At 42.6% G+C, this 22,474-nt stretch carries 19 protein-coding genes and 1 tRNA gene; 13 read left to right on the forward strand and 7 right to left on the reverse strand.

Annotated elements, in window-relative coordinates; all coding sequences use genetic code 11:
- Positions 1-597 precede the first annotated feature (597 nt).
- Entirely contained in the window at positions 598-1,377 is a 780-nt protein-coding gene (locus Q4486_RS13380; protein ID WP_303519763.1) for a nuclease-related domain-containing protein, read from the forward strand.
- A gap of 388 nt (positions 1,378-1,765) precedes the next feature.
- Entirely contained in the window at positions 1,766-2,821 is a 1,056-nt protein-coding gene (gene nadA / locus Q4486_RS13385) for a quinolinate synthase NadA (protein WP_303415179.1), read from the forward strand.
- Positions 2,822-2,870: 49 nt separating this feature from the next.
- Here nadA and Q4486_RS13390 read toward each other — a convergent pair whose 3' ends face one another.
- Positions 2,871-4,307: a M48 family metalloprotease gene (locus Q4486_RS13390; RefSeq protein WP_303519764.1), complete on the reverse strand. Its 1,437-nt coding sequence runs from the start codon at positions 4,305-4,307 to the stop codon at positions 2,871-2,873.
- Positions 4,308-4,487: 180 nt separating this feature from the next.
- Here Q4486_RS13390 and Q4486_RS13395 point away from each other — a divergent pair, with 180 nt between their 5' ends.
- Positions 4,488-4,724, forward strand: coding sequence for a sulfurtransferase TusA family protein (locus Q4486_RS13395; protein ID WP_067868305.1), 237 nt, complete (start codon positions 4,488-4,490; stop codon positions 4,722-4,724).
- Between the two features lie 12 nt (positions 4,725-4,736).
- Positions 4,737-5,813: an AI-2E family transporter gene (locus Q4486_RS13400; RefSeq protein ID WP_303415176.1), complete on the forward strand. Its 1,077-nt coding sequence runs from the start codon at positions 4,737-4,739 to the stop codon at positions 5,811-5,813.
- A 20-nt stretch (positions 5,814-5,833) separates the two neighbouring features.
- Here Q4486_RS13400 and Q4486_RS13405 read toward each other — a convergent pair whose 3' ends face one another.
- Positions 5,834-6,301, reverse strand: coding sequence for a peroxiredoxin (locus Q4486_RS13405; protein WP_303415175.1), 468 nt, complete (start codon positions 6,299-6,301; stop codon positions 5,834-5,836).
- A 324-nt stretch (positions 6,302-6,625) separates the two neighbouring features.
- Between Q4486_RS13405 and dapA the strand changes: the two genes are divergently transcribed.
- The 3 genes from dapA to Q4486_RS13420 all read left to right on the forward strand — a co-directional run bounded on the left by dapA (position 6,626) and on the right by Q4486_RS13420 (position 9,924).
- The gene (gene dapA, locus Q4486_RS13410; RefSeq protein ID WP_303415173.1) at positions 6,626-7,501 is read left to right on the forward strand and encodes a 4-hydroxy-tetrahydrodipicolinate synthase; all 876 of its coding nucleotides are present in this window, start codon (positions 6,626-6,628) and stop codon (positions 7,499-7,501) included.
- Between the two features lie 12 nt (positions 7,502-7,513).
- Complete coding sequence (gene bamC / locus Q4486_RS13415; protein WP_303519765.1) at positions 7,514-8,890, forward strand: outer membrane protein assembly factor BamC; 1,377 nt, start codon at positions 7,514-7,516, stop codon at positions 8,888-8,890.
- Positions 8,891-8,964: 74 nt separating this feature from the next.
- A complete protein-coding gene (locus tag Q4486_RS13420; protein ID WP_303415170.1) occupies positions 8,965-9,924 on the forward strand; it encodes a D-2-hydroxyacid dehydrogenase in 960 nt (319 codons plus the stop codon).
- A 19-nt stretch (positions 9,925-9,943) separates the two neighbouring features.
- On the opposite strand, the gene Q4486_RS13425 is transcribed toward Q4486_RS13420, so the two are convergent.
- The 3 genes from Q4486_RS13425 to Q4486_RS13435 are packed head-to-tail and all read right to left on the reverse strand — an operon-like array spanning position 9,944 to position 12,750.
- A complete protein-coding gene (locus Q4486_RS13425) occupies positions 9,944-10,570 on the reverse strand; it encodes an RluA family pseudouridine synthase (RefSeq protein ID WP_303415168.1) in 627 nt (208 codons plus the stop codon).
- Entirely contained in the window at positions 10,570-11,925 is a 1,356-nt protein-coding gene (gene rlmD, locus Q4486_RS13430) for a 23S rRNA (uracil(1939)-C(5))-methyltransferase RlmD (RefSeq protein ID WP_303519767.1), read from the reverse strand. The genes Q4486_RS13425 and rlmD overlap by 1 nt, the downstream gene beginning before the upstream one ends.
- A gap of 60 nt (positions 11,926-11,985) precedes the next feature.
- Complete coding sequence (locus tag Q4486_RS13435) at positions 11,986-12,750, reverse strand: adenosylcobinamide-GDP ribazoletransferase (RefSeq protein WP_303519769.1); 765 nt, start codon at positions 12,748-12,750, stop codon at positions 11,986-11,988.
- 127 nt (positions 12,751-12,877) lie between these two features.
- Here Q4486_RS13435 and Q4486_RS13440 point away from each other — a divergent pair, with 127 nt between their 5' ends.
- Complete coding sequence (locus tag Q4486_RS13440; protein WP_303519770.1) at positions 12,878-13,864, forward strand: glycosyl transferase family protein; 987 nt, start codon at positions 12,878-12,880, stop codon at positions 13,862-13,864.
- Positions 13,865-13,880: 16 nt separating this feature from the next.
- Here Q4486_RS13440 and Q4486_RS13445 read toward each other — a convergent pair whose 3' ends face one another.
- Positions 13,881-15,059 (reverse strand): cation:proton antiporter, encoded by a 1,179-nt coding sequence (locus Q4486_RS13445; RefSeq protein WP_303519771.1) that lies wholly within the window; start codon positions 15,057-15,059, stop codon positions 13,881-13,883.
- 132 nt (positions 15,060-15,191) lie between these two features.
- A complete protein-coding gene (locus Q4486_RS13450; protein WP_303519774.1) occupies positions 15,192-16,520 on the reverse strand; it encodes an MATE family efflux transporter in 1,329 nt (442 codons plus the stop codon).
- A gap of 195 nt (positions 16,521-16,715) precedes the next feature.
- Here Q4486_RS13450 and nfuA point away from each other — a divergent pair, with 195 nt between their 5' ends.
- The 5 genes from nfuA to Q4486_RS13475 all read left to right on the forward strand — a co-directional run bounded on the left by nfuA (position 16,716) and on the right by Q4486_RS13475 (position 22,453).
- Entirely contained in the window at positions 16,716-17,309 is a 594-nt protein-coding gene (nfuA, locus tag Q4486_RS13455; protein ID WP_303519776.1) for a Fe-S biogenesis protein NfuA, read from the forward strand.
- A gap of 242 nt (positions 17,310-17,551) precedes the next feature.
- Positions 17,552-19,975 carry an endopeptidase La gene (gene lon, locus Q4486_RS13460; protein WP_303519778.1) on the forward strand — a complete coding sequence of 808 codons (2,424 nt, stop codon included), beginning with the start codon at positions 17,552-17,554 and terminating at the stop codon, positions 19,973-19,975.
- Between the two features lie 129 nt (positions 19,976-20,104).
- Positions 20,105-20,380 carry an HU family DNA-binding protein gene (locus tag Q4486_RS13465; protein ID WP_007020114.1) on the forward strand — a complete coding sequence of 92 codons (276 nt, stop codon included), beginning with the start codon at positions 20,105-20,107 and terminating at the stop codon, positions 20,378-20,380.
- Between the two features lie 29 nt (positions 20,381-20,409).
- Positions 20,410-20,486, forward strand: a tRNA-Asp gene (locus tag Q4486_RS13470).
- 83 nt (positions 20,487-20,569) lie between these two features.
- Positions 20,570-22,453, forward strand: coding sequence for a SurA N-terminal domain-containing protein (locus tag Q4486_RS13475; RefSeq protein WP_303415151.1), 1,884 nt, complete (start codon positions 20,570-20,572; stop codon positions 22,451-22,453).
- Positions 22,454-22,474 lie beyond the last annotated feature (21 nt).

A 22,474-nucleotide genomic window follows, 5' to 3' on the forward strand; every position in this document is an offset into this window, starting at 1 on the left:
GAGAACCGTTAAAGGTTCGATTCGCATGACGAAGTCATAAGAAAACATCGGAGCTTGCGACGATGGCCCGAAGGGCAGTAGTAATCCTGTACGACTCACTACTTAAAGAACCCAGCCCTGTGCTGGTTTTTTTATGCCTGCATGAAATACATATATACAGGATGAGAACCGTTAAAGGTTCGATTCGCATGACGAAGTCATAAGAAAACATCGGAGCTCGCGACGATGGCCTGAAGGGCAATAGTAATCCTGTACGACCCACCACTTAAAGAACCCAGCCCTGTGCTGGTTTTTTTATGCCTAAAATATTTGCGGGTTATCCTTGCTGCTTTAGGCGTCATACTTTGTGATCGACGTGCCTTATTAGGACGTTGATAAACTCATGCCTCGAAAAGCATAGCTGCCTTAAACTATCATTTGGCCTCTTGCGGAGAGTGATTGTCGGTACTTACCTTGTAAGCGAAGTACAATGAACGCTTGTATTGCATTTTTTATTAGGTTAAAAGCTTATATAAATCATATAGATGACTGTTTTTTTATAATTAGGAATGTATCCTTCCATCTAGAGGGTACAGATTACAAAGGGATGACTAATAAATGGACTTCACGCTTTTCATGAATCAAATTTTCAGTATGTTCTGGTATTTCCTGCCATTGGTTGTGTTAATCGGTGTTTTAAAATCGCCATGGTTTAAGGGAGTGTTTGGTGAGTTTCAGGTTAATGTGCTGTTAAAGACTTCTTTACCAAAAGATAGATACCACCTGCTTAAAAATATTACGTTACCTACCGAAGATGGGACCACACAGATAGATCATATCCTTGTTTCAAAATACGGTGTTTTTATTCTTGAAACAAAGAATATGAAAGGATGGATCTTTGGCTCACCTAACCAAAAGCAATGGACTCAGAAAATATTTAAGCATTCAAATAAATTTCAAAACCCAATACATCAAAACTATAAGCATCTAAAAACCCTTGAGTCTTGCTTAAATATCCCCGCTGATTCTCTTTTTTCAGTTATTGTTTTTATTGGTAGCAGTACTTTCAAAACCGAGATGCCTGGCAATGTAACTTATGCCAGTGGCTGTATTAGGTATATCAAATCAAAAAATACTGAAAGACTTAGCCAAAATCAGGTGCAAGAGGTGATTTCAATTATTCAGGCGGGTAGGCTCCAGCCGAGTATCAAAACGAACCGAGAGCATGTGGCACACGTTAAGCAGGTTATAGCGTCGAAGAATAGCGAACAGGTTTGTCCTCGATGTAGTTCAAAAATGGTGATGCGTGAATCGAAAAAAGGAGCTAATGCGGGTCTTAAATTTTGGGGTTGTTCAACTTTTCCCAAATGTAAGGGCGTGGTAAAAATCACTCCATAATTGGCTGTATTAAGTAAATTTATTATATCGTTAAGTGAAATATCACTATGAAATGGGAAACGGAAGTAAAGAATTTTTTGTAGGAGCTCACCCCGTGAGCGAAGGGTTTAGGTTTAGTGTCAAAAGATGCTGGTTTCGATAGCGTTATCCTTGTGCTCTACAGGTGGCTAGAGGTAAGAACCTCGACAAAACATTAAAACGCACAGCTGATAAGCAGACCACCTCACGTTTAGCGGTTATTAAATCCCTGCTTTATAGTCGTTAGGCTTTTAATCTCTGTGATATAATTTATTTTTTCTGCTGAGCGCTAGTCTTCAGTGGTTTCGCTGCTGGTTATTGGTGAGATAGGCAGCGTTTTATTCCCTTGATATATGAGTACAAACATCACATGTTGAGCAAACAAGACATTTCAGACCGCATTCTTGTGCAAGAACACTTTGCCAAAGAGCATCTGCCTCTAGATATGAGTGAGGCGCAGGTGGATGATTATAAACAGCGTATTAAAGCGTTATTGAAAGAGAAAGATGCGTGTTTAGTTGCTCATTATTATACGGATGCGGTGCTTCAACAATTAGCGGATGAGACCGGTGGTTGTGTATCTGATTCGTTAGAGATGGCACGTTTTGGTAATGCGCACTCAGCTAGTACGTTGGTGGTTGCGGGTGTTAAGTTTATGGGCGAAACCGCGAAAATATTGACGCCAAATAAACGTGTCATTATGCCAACGATTGAGGCGACCTGTTCTTTAGATATTGGTTGTCCAATCGATGAGTTTTCCGCTTTCTGTGATGCCCATCCTGACCATGAGGTAGTTGTATATGCGAATACTTCTGCGGCGGTTAAAGCGCGTGCTGATTGGGTGGTAACTTCAAGTATTGCACTCGATGTAGTTGAGCATCTGGCTGATCAAGGCAAAAAAATTATTTGGGCCCCTGATAAGCATTTGGGCTCTTATGTACAGCGCCAAACGGGTATCGAGATGTTGATGTGGGATGGTGCCTGCATTGTGCATGATGAGTTTAAGGCGAAAGGTATTCTTGATATTAAGAAGGTCTATCCTGATGCGGCGGTCTTAGTTCATCCTGAGTCACCGGATTCGGTAGTCGATATTGCTGATGCGGTGGGGTCTACGACTCAATTAATTAACGCAGCGAAAAATATGCCGAATAAGCAGTTTATTGTTGCGACGGATAATGCGATTTTCTACAAGATGAGGCAGGCTGCGCCGGGCAAGGAGTTTATTGAGGCGCCTACGGGAGGATCAGGGGCGACCTGTCGTAGCTGTGCACATTGCCCGTGGATGGCGATGAACGGCTTAGAGAGTGTGTTACATGCGCTTGAGTCTGGGCAGGATGAGATACATGTAGATCCTGCTTTGATTACGGATGCGCGTAAGCCTTTGCAGCGCATGCTGGATTTTTCAGCGGCGCTTAATAATCGTTAATTTAATTGTGAGCATAAAAAAAATCCCGCAGCAGCGGGATTTTTTATGGTTAGAAATCAAATTCGAGTGACTCTCTGATCTTTTTTGCGTCTTCTTTGCGTTGTTCTAAGCGGGCTTTTTCGTTGGGAGTTAGGCTAGGCTCTTTAAGCGCATAGTCCACTTGTTTTAGTGCTCTATCTATATTGGCGGTGAGTAGAAAGTACTCTATACGTGCCTCATGTACGCCAAGAATATTGCCTTCTAAACCATAAGATTCCGCTAGTAGGTACCAAGCACGGCTATCGTTAGGGTTGTTTTCTACCAAGCCTTTATACAGCTCCGTTGCTTTATGTGGCTTATTTAAATAGACAAGGTTGTCGGCGTAGATATAACTGATAGCGTGGTTGCCGGGGTAAATGTTGTGCAGTTTAGATAGAATCTTATCCGCTTGTATGAAATTCTCTTGGGCAATGAAATATTCGGCATCGAGAAGTTGGCTGCTTAGTTGTGATTTAAATGTAGGTGAAAATTTCGCCATCTGCTGTTTAGCAATATCGAATTTTTTGTCTTTTAAGGCCGCGTAGGCAACAGCATATCTGAGCGAGTCGCTGCCATGCAGGGCGAGCTGATCTTGATATTTTGCCAGTAGCTTCTTGATATCTTGTGCGTAGTTCACTTGAATACGTATTTTGGCAATATCAAAGGAAATTGAGTTCTCTTTTGTTGCCTTACCTTTGAAGTTAGCTGCTCTATTTTGAGCATCCGCAATCCTTGACTGAGTAACCGGGTGGGTGAGTAGGAATTCAGGTACTGTGCGGCTAAAACGAGCGGCCTGTTGTAGCTGTGTAAACATATTCGCCATTTGAGATGGCGCATAACCTGCGGCGATTAAGGTTTGTAGACCTATATAATCGGCTTCGCGTTCGTTTTGGCGGCTGAAGGAAAGTTTAGATGATGTAGATGCCGCCATTGAGGTTTGTATAGCCGCTACGCCCGCTTCAGTGTTGGCCGCGGCGAGTAGAATGCTGCCTAAAATTGAAGCGATAAAAAAGGGTTGGTTGCGGCGCTGCTCTTCAAGCTGTGAGGCAAAGTGGCGCTGGCTTAAATGGGCAAGCTCATGGGCAAGAACCGAGGCTAGCTGTGCTTCATTTTGAGCAGTTAATAGTAGGCCGGTTTGAACACCAATGATGCCGCCAGGAACAGCAAAAGCGTTAATAGTTGGATTGTCTAGAACAATGACTTCTAAACGGCGATCTGTCAGTTGGCTATGGGTCACTAAACTCCATGTTAGTTCTTCAATGTATTGGCTAACTAAAGCGTCATCATAAATCCGGGTGCTGCCACGTAGTATGCGTGCCCAAGCGCGACCTAATTGGTACTCTTGCTGTTGTGAAATGATACTGTAACCGCTGCTTCCTATATCAGGCAGTTGAGGCTCTGCCGATATAGAGTAGGGCAGGCATAAGGCCATTAGAGGAAGCAGAAAATTTAAACATCTGTTGCGCATATATCTATCCGAAAAAGCCCGTGCTAATGCAAACAATAATGGTATATAGTGCTGAACTAAATCCCTTTCGACAATAGCAAACCGTTAAAGAAGCGTTATTACCTATGTAAGATGATGTTTTACTAGCGAAAAGGGCGTATATCTTGGTGACTTTTAAAACTTTACACTTAAGACATGTTCATGACTGATTATGATATATATTTAACCCTTGATACATCGGGGTTAAACTGCCCATTACCTTTATTAAAGGCTAAGCAAGCATTAAATAAAATGCAGCCTGACACTATTTTAAAAGTAATTGCCACGGATGCTGGCTCAATCCGTGATTTTAAAGCATTTACAGATCAATCTGACCATGATTTGGTTGATTCGTTCACTGATGTGGAACCGTACGTTTATATTATTCGAAGAGGTTAAAAAAGAAGGTCAATGCGGAAAATATTTAGTAAATGGGTCGAACGCTATTTTTCTGATGAAGAAGCTATATTGCTTTTTATTTTGTTGGCTGCTGCGTTACTAGTTATTTTAACTTTAGGACAGGCGCTGGCACCTGTTTTTTCAGGTATTATTTTGGCGTTTTTAATGCAGGGTGGCGTCAATAGACTTAAACAACTTAAAATCCCCCATCTGCCTTCTGTTATCTTAGTGTTTTTGGCGTTTATAGGCTGTGTAGCGGCTTTGCTATTTATTGTTATGCCATTGGGGTGGCAGCAGTCGGTCAACCTTTTTAATGAATTACCGAGGATTATGACGCAGATACAATCGGTGCTTCTATTACTACCTGAACGTTATCCTGAGTATATATCTGAAACTCGAGTGTTAGAGTTGATCAATCTTGCTAAGTCTGAACTCTCTCAGATGGGGCAGTGGGTGGTGACCTTCTCGTTAAACTCACTAACGTCCATTATGGCGCTTTTGATCTATCTGGTTTTAGTGCCTATTCTTGTATTTTTCTTTTTAAAAGATGGCGCTTCGCTTTCGCGGTGGTGGGTTTCTTTTCTGCCAGAAAAACGGGATATGATGAGAGCGGTTTGGACTGAAATGGATGATCAGATCGCAAACTATATTCGGGGCAAGGCGATAGAGATTGTGGTAGTAGGGGTTGTTACTTATCTGACCTTTATCTTGCTAGGGATTAATTACGCTGCGTTGTTGGGTATATTAGTAGGGTTGTCGGTTCTGATCCCCTATATAGGCGCTGCTTTAGTTACTATTCCTGTAGCTCTGATTGCATTCTTTCAGTGGGGGTGGAGTGGCGATTTTATGTATCTAATGATCGCTTACGGAATTATTCAAGCCCTAGATGGTAATGTATTAGTCCCTCTACTGTTTTCTGAGGCGGTCAACCTTCATCCTGTGGCGATTATTGTAGCAGTACTTGTTTTTGGCGGGCTGTGGGGGTTTTGGGGGTTGTTCTTCGCTATACCTTTAGCGACGTTGTTTAAAGCTATTATTAATGCATGGCCTAAAACAAAGATGCTTACATCTGATGAAAGCAGCACCTAAGTGCTGCTTAGGTTGATTGTTTAAAGTGCTTGAGCCGCAGCTAAAACTTCATCTACGTGGCCTTTTACTTTTACACCACGCCATTCCTGTTTAAGTACGCCTTCACTGTCAATGAGAAAAGTAGAACGTTCGATCCCCATATATTCACGACCGTAGTTTTTCTTAAGTTTGATGACATCGAATAATTTGCACAAGGTTTCATCGGGATCGCTAATCAATTCAAAGGGGAATGATTGTTTAGCTTTGAAGTTTTCATGTGCACGTAAGCTGTCACGGGAAACGCCAAATATAAGGGTATTAGCTGCTTCAAATTCATCGATTAAATCGCGGAAGTTTTGGCCTTCTGTGGTGCAGCCCGGAGTACTGTCTTTTGGGTAGAAATAGATAACTACGTTTTTACCTTGTAGCTCTGATAGGGTGATTGTTTGTTCACTGGTTGCTTGAGAAGTAAAAGATGGCACTTTTTTATCGATTGAAACGCAGTTCATAGTAAATCCTTAGTGATGATGGCTACTCAACAAAGTACAAAATCGTATAGAATAACGACCCTTTATACGATACCAGATAGGTTTTAGATTATAAGGGGCTATTTGATGTCCACATTATCATAGATAATGGTGGTTGTTTATGTGGCTTCTTATATTGTTAAGAGTCTTTCTATCGTTATGGATAATTGACTAATTATCTAGCTAAATAATCATTACTTTCATATAGCTAGAATAAGATTAGTAACGCTTTTAAGGTTGTAATAAGTGGTGTCTCAGAGTAATTTGGGCATTGCTAAACCTGATATTTATCTCATGGAGAAAAAAATGATTACTGGCAGCATTGTTGCTCTTGTTACCCCTATGCATTCTAACGGTGATATCGATTGGGATTCCCTCGATAAACTGGTTGATTGGCATTTGGATAAGGGCACTGATTCTATCGTCGCTGTAGGCACTACGGGTGAGTCTGCTACTTTAAACTGCGATGAGCACTGTCAGGTTATTAAACGTGTGGTAGATCGAGTCGCCGGACGTATCCCTGTTATTGCAGGTACGGGTGCTAACTCTACTTCTGAAGCGATTGAGTTAACTCAAGAAGCTAAAAACGTAGGAGCGAATGCCTGTCTATTGGTCACGCCTTACTATAACAAGCCAACTCAGGAAGGTTTGTTTCTGCACTATAAAGCCGTTGCTGAAGCGGTGGATATTCCGCAGATTCTTTACAATGTTCCAGGACGTACTGCTTGCGATATGTTACCTGAGACTGTTCTTCGTCTTGCGGAAATCGATAATATTGTCGGTGTAAAAGAAGCGACAGGCGATTTAGAACGTGCACGTTTTTTGATTGACAATTCTCCCGCCGATTTTGCGATCTATTCTGGTGATGATGCTACCGCGGTTGAGTTAATGATTGCCGGAGGCGATGGGAATATATCGGTTACTGCTAATGTCGCACCCGCGGAAATGTCTCAGCTTTGCCGTTGTGCTATTACCGGTGATGCAGATGCCGCCCGTGCAATACAAGAAAAACTAATGCCTTTGCATGAAAAACTTTTTGTTGAAGCGAATCCTATCCCAGTAAAGTGGGCTATGACTGAAATGGGGTTAATGGGGCTTGGTATCCGTTTACCGTTAACCGTATTAGCTGATGAATATCATACAACTGTGCGTGAAGCGTTACGTAGCAGTGAAATTATTTAAGCGATCATAATAATGAAAAAGATTTTAGCTCTATCGACAGTTAGCCTGTTAATGGCGGGCTGTGGTGCGTTGGATAATAATCCAATCTATGGTGAAAACGGTATTGTTCGTGATCGTAGCCAAGATTATGAATTAGCTGAAACCGGCCAGCGTTTAGAAGTGCCTGAGCATCTTAATGTTAAGCAGACAGAAGAGTCGCTTACTATTCCAGAAATCAGTGATGTCGCAACAGCACGTACTGGGGACTTTATTGTTCCTAGACCTGAGTTTTTCTATGCTGAATCTGGTACGGAAGCGGTTAGTTTAAAGCGTGAGGATGGCGATAAACTGATTATCGTTGATGAAGGTATAACAAATGTATGGGTTAAATTGCAGGAGTTTTGGCAGTTTAATGGTATAGACATTGTTAAATCGGATCCGCGTCAAGGGGTTATGGAGACTCAGTGGATTACTCATGAAGCCAAGGAGCTAAGCTTTGTCGATTCTTGGGTGAAACGACTTACATTCCAAGATATTCCTGGGCCTACAAAAGATAAGCTTCAGGTGAGTCTAAAACCTGTTGCTGGTGATCCAAATCGCACTTCTATAGCAATGCAGCATATACGCTTTGCTGAAGGTGATGAGGAAGCCGTGGTTGATTGGAGTGAACAGGCGAGAGGGGTTAGTTATAAATCCGATATGATGTTTGAAATGTTACGTTACCTAGGTAAAGCTACCGGTGATCGTAGTGCTCAAACATTGGTTGCTTTCCAAGAGCAGCGTCGTTTAGGCACGCAGTTAGGACGTGACTCACGTGGTAATGCGGTATTAAAACTTGATGCTGATGTAGAGTCTGCTTGGAATAATGTTAGTGCTGCATTAGATAAAGCGGATATGGATGTAGGTACACGTGACCCTGATACGGGCTTCTTTTATATGACCTACACGACATCGACGCCTTTTGAAAATGAAGAAGAGATGGGCTTCTTTGAATGGTTACATTCAGATAGAGGGCCTATTACATTAGATACTAGTTCTATTTCTGCTGCTTTTGGTGTTGATGGAGATACTGACGGCATAAGCTATACCAGCGGTAAAACGGCGGCTCGCTTCCAGAATACTGAAAATCAAGCCGCTGGAACGTTGAATGATCCTGAAGACGAAGCGAACAAAAAAGGCTATAAGATCTGGTTTGCAGGTAAACCAATCTATGTGTTTGGTGAAGGCGAATCAGGTGTTTATAATGCAAATTCGGGTAAATTCGAGCACACGGGTCATTACCAGTTGAAACTTATTCGTACGCGCACAGGTGTTTACTTAAGCGTCTTGACGGCGGAAGGGGTCGCAGCCCCTGCAGTTATAGGTGAAGAGATACTGTGGGAGATTAAAGAGCAATTACCTCGCTCTTAATCAATATGTGGTTGTGAATAGTTGATAGAAGGGGCCTTAGGGCCCTTTTTTATGGGTTTCTGAGGGAGAGGGTTATGCGTGCAGTTATACTTGATTTAAAAGGCCTAGAGGCCTTAGATTTGAGTGCCATCGAATTCTTGGTTGAAGAGCTAGTTTGTTATGATCTGACACCGGATAAGGAGATAGGTAACCGAATCCAAGGTTTCGATATTGTGATAACAAATAAGACGCCTTTAGCACGTCATCATCTAGAGCAGGCCTCCCAATTAAAACTGGTTTGTGTACTGGCTACCGGAACTAATGTGATCGATAAGCAAGCGGCATGTGAGTTGGGTATTCCCGTGTCTAACTGTGTGGCTTATGGCGTAGATTCTGTCGTTCAGCACGTGTGGTCACTGATTTTAGCTTTACACACTAACCTGCCGAGTTATGCCCAAGATGTTGTAGCGGGTGAGTGGCAGCGTTCAGAACAATTCTGCTTTCTAACTCACCCGATTATTGAGCTTAAAGGGCGAACGCTTGGAATTATCGGTTATGGAAACTTAGGTAAAGGTGTGGCTAAAATAGCTGAAGCCTTTGGTATGAAGGTCATTGTATGCCAAAAAATAGGTCAAATTGGAGGGGCTGAACAGGACTCTAATACCGCTTACCCTTTTGATGATTTTATTCAGCAAGCGGATGTTATTAGTCTGCATTGTCCGCTGACTGACGCAACGGAAAACCTTTTTACTACAGAGGTTTTTAAACAGATGAAACCTGAGGCTTTTATCATTAATACAGCTCGTGGTGGTATTGTTAATGAGGCTGATCTTGCTGATGCGCTGAGAAATGGGGTTATCGCTGGTGCTGCCTTTGATGTATTAACGGAGGAGCCTCCGATTCATGGTAATGTTTTGCTCGATCCAAGCATTCCCAACTTGCTCCTGACTCCTCATACCGCTTGGGGAAGTATAGAAGCGCGCAATCGTATTATTGAACAGACGGCTGAGAATATGAGAGCGTTTCTAAGCGGTACGCCAATTCGTACCGTTTAGGCTTGTGTGCTATTTCTCTTTAAAAAGGACAGGGTGCAAAAAACTCAACAAATTCACCCGTAATCGGGTGGGGAAAGGATAGCTGTTCGGCATGGAGCAGTAGGCGGTCAGATTTTGCTTGGCCTTCTGTATCCGCATAAAACCGATCTCCTAAAATTGGGTGTCCCATAGCTTGCATATGCACTCTTAATTGATGAGAGCGGCCAGTGATAGGTGTTAGCTCAACGCGAGTATCTTGCTCAGAGCCCTCTTTAGACAGTACTTTCCAGTGTGTTAACGCGTTTTTCCCTTGTTCAAAATCGACGATCTGTAAAGGTCTATTTTCCCAATCGCATCGTAAAGGGAGTTCTACACTGCCTTCTGATTGCTCTGGTGTACCGGAGATAATGGCCTGATAGCGCTTATGGGTTTGACGCTCTTGAAAGCTGCGATTGAGCGACCTTTGTGCTTCCAATGTTAAGGCTAATACCATCACTCCGGATGTTGCATAATCTAGCCGGTGAACGACTCTAGCTGTTGGAAATATTGTTTGTACTCGTCGCCATAAACAATCTTGCTTGTCTTCACCACGGCCAGGAACGGATAAAACATCGTAGGGTTTATTGGCGATTACAAAAGCGTCGTCAGCATAGATAATATCAACCATTAGATACGCTCAAATAGGACAAGAGATTCAACATGAGATGTATGTGGGAACATATCCATAACGCAAAAACGCGTTGCTTTATAACCTTGGGATATTAACTCTGCCCCATCACGGGCAAGTGCTGCAGGGTTGCAAGAGACATAGAGTACCATCTCTGCAGAGTGTTGTTTCAGTTGTTTAATAATCTCCAGTGCGCCGGTGCGGGGGGGATCAAGGACTATTTTATTGAAGCCTTGCTTGTACCAAGGCATGGCGCGTAGGTCATTGGTTAGGTTGGCTTTATGAAATTCACAATTATCGATTTGATTGATCTGAGCATTATCATTGGCGCGAATGACCATCTCTTCTACGCCTTCTATGCCGACGATACTTTCAACTCGTGTGGCTATAGGTAGTGTAAAGTTACCTATACCGCAAAACAGATCTAATACGCGATCATTTTTTGAAAGTTGTAACCAAGATAAAGCCCGCTGGATCATCTGCTCATTAACCTTAGCATTGACTTGAATAAAGTCACCAGGTTTGAAATGGATGAGCGTATCTGTCTCAGCTATTCGGTAGTTGAGTTGAGCTTCACCATCAACGGCTTCAATTCGGTCTCCGAAATCAAAGTACAGTTTGAAATTGTTTGCTTGCGCAAGTTCATTTAACTGGGTGATAAGTGGCTCTTTAGGAGTTTTCTTTACCCTTAAGGTTAATGCGCCTTCGTTATCACCCATACTGATTTCGGCGTGGGTGATCTCTTTAAAATTTTCTGTCTCTTCAAGTACCGCGGGTAGCGAAGATAAAATTTTATCGAGTGGTTCCGATAATACTGGGCAGTGGTCTATTTTGATCAGTTTGCTGCTTCCCTTCCGGCGAAAGCCAACAATGGCACTATTGTCCCTTGTTAATTGATTAATTCCGAGACGGCAGCTGCGACGATAGTGCCAGCTAGGACTCGTAATGGGTTGTTCTACTTCTAATGGTGTGAACTTTCCCAGCCTTGATAATTGATCGATGACCAGTGCTTGTTTTGTGGTGATTTGTTGCTCATGGTTTAAGTGCTGGAGGTCACAGCCACCACAACGTTCATAATAATCGCAGGAAGCTGGGACCCTATGCGCTGATGGGGTGACTATTTCTGTGTAGATCGCTTCATCATAGCGACGGTGTCTTGCTTCAATTTTGAATCGTACTTGCTCTGTTGGAAGCGCTCCTGAGATGAAGAGAGTCTTCCCGTCCTGTTTAGCTATGCCGCGGCCTTCATGGCTTAGTCCCTGTACTTCGATGACATCAGGGTACTCAATCGTTTTTTTTGATTGGGGTGTTTTTGATGCAGTTGGGCGGCTAAATAGGCTATTTTTTCGTTTCATAAGGGATACCAGCAGATTAGCGGGCGATTTTAGCAGAGATTAATAGATGTTATATAGAAATTAGCCAATAAACCAAGGCAAACAGAACCAAATATAAATAGTTAACTCAGATAGTTGTTGGCAGCAACCTAAGCAGTCGCCGGTATAACCGTCTATCCAGGAACGGAAGTACGATGCTAACCAGAATGTAAGCCCTAAAAGGGGAACTAATACGCTGATATAAACAAGAGGGCTAAAGACTAAACAGAGCAAGGCTGGGATAAAGGCAATAATAAGATCAGTTTTAGTTATTCTGTGGGTAGTCATGACCTTGGCTTTATTTTGTTTTGTAAGGCCGACATAGTTTTCCTTGTGGATAATTAATAGCGGAAAAAAGCGGCTCAGGCAGTGAGCGCTGATGATGATTAGCACGGTCTCTTGTACAGTGAGTAGAGCGTTATATTTCAACATTAGGGCCAGTATAATCGCTAACACCCCGTAACTGCCCAATCTAGAATCTTTCATAATGGTCAGAATGCGCTGCTTCTCCCATCCGCCGCCGAATCCATCGAAACAGTCGGATAGACCATCTTCATGTAGAGCGCCACTCATCCATATACTTGTGGCGATTGATAAGATAACCGCGATAGTGTCAGGAAAAATAAAGGTTCCAAGCCAGTAAATTAAAGCGGTATAAAAACCTATTAATAAGCCAATCCAAGGTAGGTAACGAGTTGATTCTGCTTGGTTCTCTTTGGAATATTCAACCCAGCTGGGGGCGCTAAATCTAGTGTAGTAGGTTAGTGCATTAAAAAAAACATGTAGCTGGCGAGGGTATGATTTCATTACACTATTGATCCAGATAATCCAAAACCGTTATTGAGTACTAATTAGGTTATATGCGCGATGATGTAGTAATGGGTTAATTCTACTGTATTTATTTCGTTTGCACAGAATAAGGTTAAAGCTGCTAATGATTGAAGAGCATAAGTTTGCCCCCTTTGTAAGAATTTTAGGCAAAGGTAAGACTGGGACACGTTCACTTACCCGTGAAGAGGCTGCTGAGGCCATGGGAATGATTCTGGATAAGAAGGTTCGGCCTGAACAGCTTGGCGCGTTTCTTATGCTGTTACGCGTTAAGGAGGAGGCGCCGGAAGAGTTAGCCGGTTTTGCTGATGCTGTGCGTACACGTTACGCGGTGGGTCGTAGGATTGATACTGATTTAGATTGGTCGACTTATGCGGGCAAAAAAAATCGTCATCCTTGGTACTTGTTAGTAGCACTCTGTCTTGCTAGTCATGGCTATAAAATTTTTATGCATGGGGCTAAAGGGCATACGCCAGGGCGAATCTATCTTGAAGATATGTTAAGTCTATTTAAGCTTCAGCCTTGTGCTGCTTGGGATGAGGTAGAAACAGAGCTGGCACGTGTGGGTTTTGCTTATATGTCTATTGATAATTTTTGTCCACCTTTAGGAGAGATTATTCAGCTTAGATCTATCTTAGGCTTACGCTCACCCGTTCATACTCTGTGTCGTATGTTAAATCCTTCTGAAGCGCCTAACAGTATTGATGGTGTATTTCATCCAGCTTATGGTCCTATGCATCAAAAGACAGCTCAGTTACTCGGTGAGCAGCGAAATTTAACGGTTAAAGGCGATGGTGGAGAAGCAGAGATTCGACCTGATGCAGAGTGCTTGTTGCAGTGGGTAGAAGAGGGTGAGCTGGTTGAGTATGAGTGGCAAAGGATCGTCGCTAAGCGTTTTGTTAAGGAAGATAAATTAGATCCACAAACCTTACTTTCTGTTTGGCAGGGTGAAACTCGGCATGAGTACGGAGAGAAGGCTATTCTCTCAACTTTGGCTGTTGTCTTAAGGCTGTTGGGTGAGGATGGAGAGGTAGATGATTTGCTTAAACGTGCAGAGATACTCTGGCAAACCCGCAAAATAGATCTATTTTAGTATATAAACAGCGCCGTTAATCACGGCGCAATTTATCTGATACAGCGATCGGTGATGGGAAGTTAAAAATCACTACATAACTGGAAAGTAAGAAGGTTAAAATCGCTGTAGCCTGAATTACGTGTGATGCCTCCTCCCCAATCATCATGGAGCCTGCGGCAATATAAGCGATCAGTAACGAAAATTCACTGATCTGCCCTAGTCTAAATCCTACCTCCCAGCCGATTGACGGTGATTCGCTAATACCGTTTAAGAGAAAACGGAAAATCATAGGTTTTAAACTTAATACGAGCAATGCCAATATAATAGCCGGAATTGCAATGAGTCCCACTAAAGATAGATTGAAGCTAGCGCCAATTGAAAAGAAGAACAGTATTAAGAAAAAATCACGTAAGGGTTTTAGGCTTGTAGCTATATATTGAGCAATAGGGCTTGTCGCGATGGAAACGCCCGCTACAAAAGCACCTATTTCGGCGGATAAGCCGACAAAGTTAGCCAGTTCCGCTAGTCCAAGGCACCAACCAATCGCTAGTAAGAAAATATATTCATGAAAGCGGTCAAATTTTTGTATCAGTTTTAAGAGAACAAACCTGACAAATATAAAAGCGCCCAAAATAAGCAGAGGTAGGGCTACTAAGGTTTTGGCGAAGATAATCATTGTTTCTGAATCGCTAGTTTCCCCTGTACCACTGTAAAGAAATAACAGCATCATAATGGCAATAACGTCCTGTAGTAGTAATAAGCCTACAACCAGTTCCCCTGTATGGCGGTGATGTAAAACGGTAGTGGGGAGTAACTTGATTCCAATAATCGTGCTGGAAAACATGATAGCGATACCGATAATCATGCATTCTGTTTGTGTATAACCAAAACTAAAGCCGACAGCGTAGCCTATGATGAAAAATAAAACGGAGCTTGCGATGGCGACCAGCGTTGCTTTTTTTAGCATATGAATAAGATGAGAGGGTTGCATATCAAGACCGAGTAAAAACAGTAAAAAAATGATACCTATATGGGATATATCTGTTAACAGCTTAGTGTCGGTGACCATAGCTACGCCATAAGGCCCAAGGAGTGCTCCTAAAGCAATATAAGCAACAAGCAAAGGTTGACGCGTGTAAAGAGCTAATGAGGCAACAATAGCTGCGCCTGTGAAAATTAAGAAAAATGAAAAGACCAGTGACTGCTCAGCCATACAATAGATCCTTAATTATGCAGATTAGAATGATAAACCAGACCCGCTGGCTTGAGCTTAGCTAGATGTTACGCATCCAGATGTAGATATGAGTGGATGGATAATAATGTTTTAGGTTAAAGCTGGTAATAATTACAGTTTGATCATTGACCAACGCTGTTGTTGCCAAATATAGATAAAAACTAGCGACGATAGCGCACGATATATCAACTGGATAATCCAGATTCCAATTAATCCAAAACCTAAAGCAGGGCCAAATAACCAAGCTAAAGGAAGATAAAATCCCCATAAGCCGCACGTCGATATAATGAATACTATACGATTTGCGCCTACACCAAACAATGCCTGAGTTAATACAATGGTGGCTGCATCTAGACATATAGCTAAAGCTGCTATCTGTAACGGTAGCACCGCTTGCTCTATTAATGCGTTAGATTGTAAAAAGAAACCGAGTATGGTTTCTGGTATGAGCCATAAAGGTAAACTTAGAAGCAGCATAAAAGCGAGTGCAGTTTTTAACACAGCCCACCCCCATCTGAGAGCTTCCTGTTGTTTGTCTTCCCCTATAGCGTGACTGACTAACGATGTAGAAGCAATTCCGAGCCCTACTGCGGGTAAAATTAAGAATAGAGATAAGTTAATTAACACATGCGCGATCGCTTGATCACTCGTACCCAGTTGTCCAATGATCCAAATAAGTACGCAGATAGATAGGGCTAGGAAAAACTGCTGAAGTGAATGGGGGATAGATAAATGTAATAATTTTGAAAACTCAATTATGCTGCCCGAATGCCACCTTAATAAACCGGCAGGTTTTGCATTTTTATACACAAAAACCGCATTGATAAGCGCGCCTGAGTAAATTGCAATTGCTGAGCCTAATCCTGCGCCCGGCGCTCCCATTTGAGGTAAGCCTAAATGTCCAAAAATAAGGCAGTAGCTAATGACTATATTTAAGGAGTGGGTAAACACAAGGATTTTAAAATAAGTAATAGGTGTTTTATTACCATTCCACCACCCGCGAAAAGATAAATTGATTCCAGCGGCAAGCATAGCTGCTGTTCGGTAATCAAAATAGGATGAAGCAATATCTTGAACAGAAGAATCCTCTGACATTATAGCAACGAGACTATCAGAATAATGGATATAAATTATGCTCAGGGGGAGGGCAACAAGAAAAGAGATTAGCAATCCCCAATGGACAGGAGTCGCTGCATAATTATGTTGTCCTTGCCCTCTATTTCTTGCCACGAGCGTTTGTACACCTGAAGACAGCCCGAGTATTAAGCTGATAGCAACAAAATTGGTATAACTACCAATACCAACGCCCGCAAGAGAGGCTTCACCAAGTTGACCGACTAAGGCCGCATCTATCAAATTGATAACGCTTTGAGAGAGCATACCCGCGATGATCGGTAGTCCGAGGAGGATAATTGTTTTCTGTCGAAGAAATGCAGACATAGAGGATCGGCGCAAAAGGCCTTATTCTAACAGAACACTTAGTTTTAAAGTTGAACAAATATACAAGTGGATAGAATTACTCCTTAGGATGGATTTATAATAGGGGTTCGATTAATAGTTGATCAATTTACTCGGGAATAGTTTGGGTGTATCCTACAGCTAATTAAAGTGTAGATTTAACATACAGGACATCGTATGAATATTACCGTTACAGAAACGGCTGAAGATTATTTAGTAGAACTTCTTAGCAAGCAAGATGTAGAAGGCATGGCGGTGCGTATGTTTGTCACTCAGCCAGGGACCTCCTACGCTGAAACTTGTCTTGCATACTGTCGCCCTGATGAAATCATTGAAGATGATGAAGTCATGGAGTTGGCTAAACTACGTTTTTATGTTGAAAAGAACAGCATTCCTTATTTAGATGAAGCGTATGTGGACTTCGCAAAAGATCGTATGGGCGGCCAGCTGACGATAAAAGCGCCTAACGCTAAAGTGCCTAAAGTGTCTGCAGATAGTCCGATAGCTGAGCAGATTAATTATATTCTTTACTCAGAAATTAACCCGGGCCTTTCATCTCATGGTGGTGAGGTGAAGCTAATGGAAGTTGTCGAGGAGGAAGAGGGGCAGATTGCTATTCTTCAATTCGGCGGTGGTTGCCAAGGGTGTAGCGCTGTTGACATGACTCTGAAAGATGGGGTTGAGGCAACCTTAGTTGAGCGTATCGCAGATTTGGTTGGGGTACGTGATGTAACCGACCATAGTGTGCGTGAAAACGCATATTATAAATAACATGTGATTGAAAAGGGGAAGCTTGCTTCCCCTTTTCAATTGTCTCCGCCCTAAGATGCTGTTATAAAATAACAATGCTTCTAATATCTACAACCTTCATGACACTCTAAACGCTGTATTATTTTGATCCCGCTGGTTGCATTTATATAGAAACACCCCCATGTAACCATTAATCGTTTATCGCGTATTTAAAGAATTTATCCGCAGAGCACCGCGGACCTGTTTGATGAGGCTATTGCTGCATGACTCAACATGACGAATCACAGTCACAAGTAATTGAATTGCCCGTACTCCCATTACGGGATGTCGTTGTTTATCCGCACATGGTGATCCCACTTTTTGTTGGGCGGCAAAAATCCATTGATGCACTTGAAGCAGCAATGTCAGGCGAGAAAGAGATCTTATTAGTTGCTCAGAAAAACGCTTCTGATGATGAACCTCTGGCGGATGATCTGTTTGAAGTAGGTACTGTTGCCAGCATCTTGCAGATGCTGAAACTACCAGATGGCACAGTGAAAGTTCTTGTCGAAGGTGATTACCGTGCGACTATTCATAGTTTGCACGAAGATGAAGGCTTTTTCTCTGCTCAAGCCTCTGTGTTACCTATTGAGGAGCTGACTGAAGCTGAAGACACTTTGTACAAACGCACGGTGCTTGAACAGTTTGAACGCTTTGTGCAGGTCAATAAAAAGATTCCTTCAGAAGTATTGTCTTCACTCCAAAATATTGATGATGTAGGGCGTTTGGCCGATACCATTGCTGCCCATATGTCTTTGAAATTAGGAGAAAAACAACAGATTCTCGAGATGCTGGGTAATAAAGAGCGTCTTGAGCATCTAATGGCGTTGATGGAGTCTGAAATTGACTTGGTTGAGGTCGAAAAACGGATCCGTGGCCGGGTCAAAAAGCAGATGGAAAAAAGCCAGCGCGAATACTATTTGAATGAGCAGATGAAGGCCATTCAGAAAGAGTTAGGCGATCTGGATGAGTCTGGCACAAACGACATGGATGAGCTGAAGAATCGCATTGCTGAAGCGAAAATGCCTCAGGAAGCGTTCGACAAAACCATGGCGGAATACAACAAATTAAAAATGATGTCACCTATGTCAGCGGAAGCAACCGTTGTGCGTGGTTACATCGACTGGATGCTTTCCATTCCATGGTCTAAGCGTTCAAAAGTTCGTCATGATATGAAGCGAGCTGAGAAAATTCTTAATCAGGATCATTATGGTCTTGAGGAAGTTAAAGATCGCATTCTAGAATATCTTGCTGTTCAAAAGCGCGTTAAAAAGTTAAAAGGCCCTATTCTTTGTCTTGTAGGTCCTCCTGGGGTTGGTAAGACCTCTCTAGGGCGTTCTATTGCACGTGCGACTAATCGTGAGTATGTCCGTATGGCGCTAGGTGGTGTACGTGACGAAGCCGAGATTCGTGGTCACCGTCGTACCTATATAGGTTCAATGCCGGGTAAATTGCTACAGAAGATGGCTAAAGTTGGTGTTAAAAATCCACTGTTCTTATTAGATGAAATCGATAAGATGGGTATGGACCAACGTGGAGACCCGGCGTCAGCACTTCTTGAGGTTCTTGATCCGGAGCAAAACTCTAGCTTCAATGATCACTACCTAGAAGTTGATTACGATCTATCGGATGTTATGTTTGTTTGTACCTCGAACTCTATGAATATTCCTGGTCCACTTTTGGATCGTATGGAAATCATTCGTATCCCCGGTTACACCGAAGATGAAAAGCTAAATATTGCTCGTAATTACCTCGTAGAGAAACAATTTAAAAATAATGGCTTAAAAACGGGCGAAGTTGAGATTACAGATAGTGCCATTACTGGACTTATCCGCTACTATACGCGAGAAGCCGGTGTTCGTGGCCTTGAGCGTGAAATTGCTAAGATCTGCCGTAAGGTTGTTAAAGAGCTCGCGCTTTCGAATAAGGCAGGTACTATTACCGTTGATACAGAACAGCTTGAGCACTATAGCGGTGTCCTGAAATACAATTTCGGTATTGCCGAAGAGCAAGATCAAGTTGGACTAGTGACAGGCTTAGCTTGGACTCAAGTTGGTGGCGATATACTTAGTATCGAAGCCGCTGTAGTGCCAGGTAAAGGTCGTCAGGTGACTACAGGTAGCCTTGGCGATGTCATGAAAGAGTCTATTCAAGCGGCGTTGACTGTTGTAAGAAATAGAGCTTCGGCATTAGGTATTGCACCAGACTTTCATGAGAAACATGATATCCATATACATGTTCCTGAAGGGGCAACGCCGAAAGATGGCCCAAGTGCTGGCATCGGCATGTGTACTGCTTTAGTATCAGTCTTGACCAATATACCGGTGAGGGCTGATGTTGCCATGACGGGCGAGATAACCCTTAGGGGGCAAGTCTTGCCTATAGGCGGATTGAAAGAAAAACTGCTTGCAGCTCATAGGGGGGGAATCAAAACGGTTCTTATTCCTAAAGAAAATGAGCGTGATTTGAAGGAGATTCCTGACAATATCAAAGCAGATTTAGATATAAAAGCTGTTAAGTGGATAGATGAAGTTTTAGATATCGCACTTAAGTATCAGCCTAAGCCAATAGAGCAAGAAGAAGGCGAGGTTGTTGCAGCAAAGGAAAAGCCTGGAAAAGCTGAGCCGGGGCAAATAAAGCCTCATTAGAGCTCATAAGGGGAGAAAGGTGCACAAGTTGTCTTGACACCGCTTTCTACCACTTGGTATAAATGCTTACCATCTTGCTGGGCATGGATTACGAAAACTAAAAATAACGATCTATTAAAGGGGAACAATGTGAATAAGTCTGAACTGATCGACGCTATCGCAGCTTCAGCCGATATTCCTAAAGCAGCTGCTGGTCGTGCACTTGATGCGACTCTAGAAGCAGTAACTGGTGCATTACAGAACGGAGATTCTGTGGCACTTGTAGGTTTCGGTACATTTTCTGTAAAAGAGCGCGCAGCTCGTACAGGTCGCAATCCGCAGACAGGCAAACCAATTGAGATTGCTGCTGCTACGCTGCCTACTTTTAAACCTGGTAAGGCTTTAAAAGACGCAGTTAATAAGTAAGATCTGATCGCGTCACGATCTTACTTTAAGGAGCGGTAGTTCAGTTGGTTAGAATACCTGCCTGTCACGCAGGGGGTCGCGGGTTCGAGTCCCGTCCGTTCCGCCAACAGAAAGAAATCAAGAAAGGCGCATTCGTTTAGAATGCGCTTTTTTTTTGTGTGAAAAAATGCTCAGGGGTTTATAGGCATAATGCTACAGTCCATTCGGGATAACTCCCAAGGAATCATCGCCAAGATTATTGTTGGTTTGATTGCAGTTACTTTTGCTTTATTTGGTGTTGAATCACTTGTTAGTTTAACTGCGGGCAGCAATGCGCCTGCTACAGTTAATGGCGAAGAGATTAGTCAACAGGATCTCGTTCAAGGTGTTCAGCTTCAGAAACGCCAAATGCTTTCCCAGATGGGAGAGGATGCAGATCCAGCGTTGCTTGATGATAACTTAATCAGCAACATGGTACTGGAAGGCCTTATAGAGCAGACTGTTCTTGTTCAGTCCGCTAGCGATCAGGGATTAACATTCTCTGACAACATGATTGATCAACTGATTTTGACAACAACAGATTTTCAACAGGATGGGCAGTTTAATCGTGCGCAGTTTGAAGCTGTTTTACGTAATGCCGGTCTGACACCGATGATGTATCGTGATTTGATACGTAAAGACAAGATAACGGAACAGGAACGTGCAGCGTTTATGTTATCTGCTTTTACTCTCCCTTCTGAGTTGACCTCAATCGCTCAATTGGACAGCCAAACACGAGATCTACGATATTTTACACTTCCTGCATCCTCACTTCGTTCATCTTTAAATGTGAGTGATCAAGAAATTGCAGATTACTACGATGAGCATCGTTCAGAGTACTTAACTGATGAGCAGGTTGCTATAGAGTACTTATTACTTGAACGTAGCGCGTTAGAAACTGAAATAACAGTGACGGATGAGCAGTTAGAAAGTGCTTATCAGCTATTAATTGATACCTTTCAAGCACAAGAACTTCGCCACTCTGCGCACATTCTCGTCGCTATCTCAGATGAGCAGGATGATGCTGCTGCAAAAGCTAAGGCTGCTAATATTGCTGAACGTATAGCGGCGGGTGAGGCTTTTGAGGCTATTGCTAAAACTGAATCAGATGACCCTGCGTCCGCTGAAATGGGTGGTGATTTAGGTGTTAATGAGAAAGGTGTATTTTCTGATGAGTTTGATAATGCACTCTTTGCCTTAGAGAAAGGGCAAGTATCATCGCCTGTTAGAACTGAATTTGGTTACCATATTATTAAGCTTATCGATATTGAAGCAACTGAAGTGCCTTCTTTTGAAAAAGCTAAAGCTGATCTTGCAAGTGATCTGCTAAATCAATTATCTGAGGAAGAATATGTAGCTCAGTTAGAGCGCTTAGCTGATATATCTTTCTCTTCTGGTGATTTGGTTGAGCCTTCTGAAGTGCTTGATCTTGAAATTCAAAAGACAGAGCTTTTCTCCCGCACGGGTAGTGAAGATGAAATTACAGCTAACCCTAAAGTCTTGGGCGTCGCCTTTGATGAAGAGCTGATTAAAGATGGGTTGAATAGTACACCTATCGAATTAGATTCTGGCCGGGCCCTAGTGTTACGAGTAGTTCAACATGAGCTACCTCGTGAGAAAACACTTGAAGAAGTTGCTGCCATGATTAAAGAAGCGTTGTTAGATGAAAAGGTAGCGCAAGCTTTAGCGGCTCAAGCGGATGAACTTATCGCTAAACTGAAGCAAGGAGATAGCTTAGAGAATGTCGCTACGGGTGCCACGGTAACGACGCTTGCCGGCGTCACTCGTACTCAACAGGATTTACCGCAAGAGTTACGATCTGCTGTATTTAAATTGCCTAAGCCTGCTGAGAACGCTATGAGCTATGCGGCAGTTGATATGCTAGATGGTAGCAAATCAATCGTAGTGCTTGATAAAGTAACTGAGGCGGATGTTGACCTGAAGCCGGAAGAGATTAGCTATATGAGTATGATGCTGAGTAACCGTAAAGGCCAGCAGGATTACCAAGATTATCTAACTCAACTAAAAGAGAAAGCTGAAGTAGAACGTTTGTAATTTTACTTTAGATAAAAAAAC

The organism is Neptuniibacter sp. 2_MG-2023 (genome assembly GCF_030547495.1).
In the GTDB taxonomy this organism is placed as follows: Bacteria; Pseudomonadota; Gammaproteobacteria; order Pseudomonadales; family Balneatricaceae; genus Neptuniibacter.

Bases quoted from the DNA above. Each gene is read 5' to 3' on its own strand.
- Q4486_RS13380 (WP_303519763.1), top strand. From the start codon at position 598: ATGGACTTCACGCTTTTCATGAATCAAATTTTCAGTATGTTCTGGTAT.
- nadA (WP_303415179.1), top strand. From the start codon at position 1,766: ATGTTGAGCAAACAAGACATTTCAGACCGCATTCTTGTGCAAGAACAC.
- Q4486_RS13390 (WP_303519764.1), bottom strand. From the start codon at position 4,307: ATGCGCAACAGATGTTTAAATTTTCTGCTTCCTCTAATGGCCTTATGC.
- Q4486_RS13395 (WP_067868305.1), top strand. From the start codon at position 4,488: ATGACTGATTATGATATATATTTAACCCTTGATACATCGGGGTTAAAC.
- Q4486_RS13400 (WP_303415176.1), top strand. From the start codon at position 4,737: ATGCGGAAAATATTTAGTAAATGGGTCGAACGCTATTTTTCTGATGAA.
- Q4486_RS13405 (WP_303415175.1), bottom strand. From the start codon at position 6,301: ATGAACTGCGTTTCAATCGATAAAAAAGTGCCATCTTTTACTTCTCAA.
- dapA (WP_303415173.1), top strand. From the start codon at position 6,626: ATGATTACTGGCAGCATTGTTGCTCTTGTTACCCCTATGCATTCTAAC.
- bamC (WP_303519765.1), top strand. From the start codon at position 7,514: ATGAAAAAGATTTTAGCTCTATCGACAGTTAGCCTGTTAATGGCGGGC.
- Q4486_RS13420 (WP_303415170.1), top strand. From the start codon at position 8,965: ATGCGTGCAGTTATACTTGATTTAAAAGGCCTAGAGGCCTTAGATTTG.
- Q4486_RS13425 (WP_303415168.1), bottom strand. From the start codon at position 10,570: ATGGTTGATATTATCTATGCTGACGACGCTTTTGTAATCGCCAATAAA.
- rlmD (WP_303519767.1), bottom strand. From the start codon at position 11,925: ATGAAACGAAAAAATAGCCTATTTAGCCGCCCAACTGCATCAAAAACA.
- Q4486_RS13435 (WP_303519769.1), bottom strand. From the start codon at position 12,750: ATGAAATCATACCCTCGCCAGCTACATGTTTTTTTTAATGCACTAACC.
- Q4486_RS13440 (WP_303519770.1), top strand. From the start codon at position 12,878: ATGATTGAAGAGCATAAGTTTGCCCCCTTTGTAAGAATTTTAGGCAAA.
- Q4486_RS13445 (WP_303519771.1), bottom strand. From the start codon at position 15,059: ATGGCTGAGCAGTCACTGGTCTTTTCATTTTTCTTAATTTTCACAGGC.
- Q4486_RS13450 (WP_303519774.1), bottom strand. From the start codon at position 16,520: ATGTCTGCATTTCTTCGACAGAAAACAATTATCCTCCTCGGACTACCG.
- nfuA (WP_303519776.1), top strand. From the start codon at position 16,716: ATGAATATTACCGTTACAGAAACGGCTGAAGATTATTTAGTAGAACTT.
- lon (WP_303519778.1), top strand. From the start codon at position 17,552: ATGACTCAACATGACGAATCACAGTCACAAGTAATTGAATTGCCCGTA.
- Q4486_RS13475 (WP_303415151.1), top strand. From the start codon at position 20,570: ATGCTACAGTCCATTCGGGATAACTCCCAAGGAATCATCGCCAAGATT.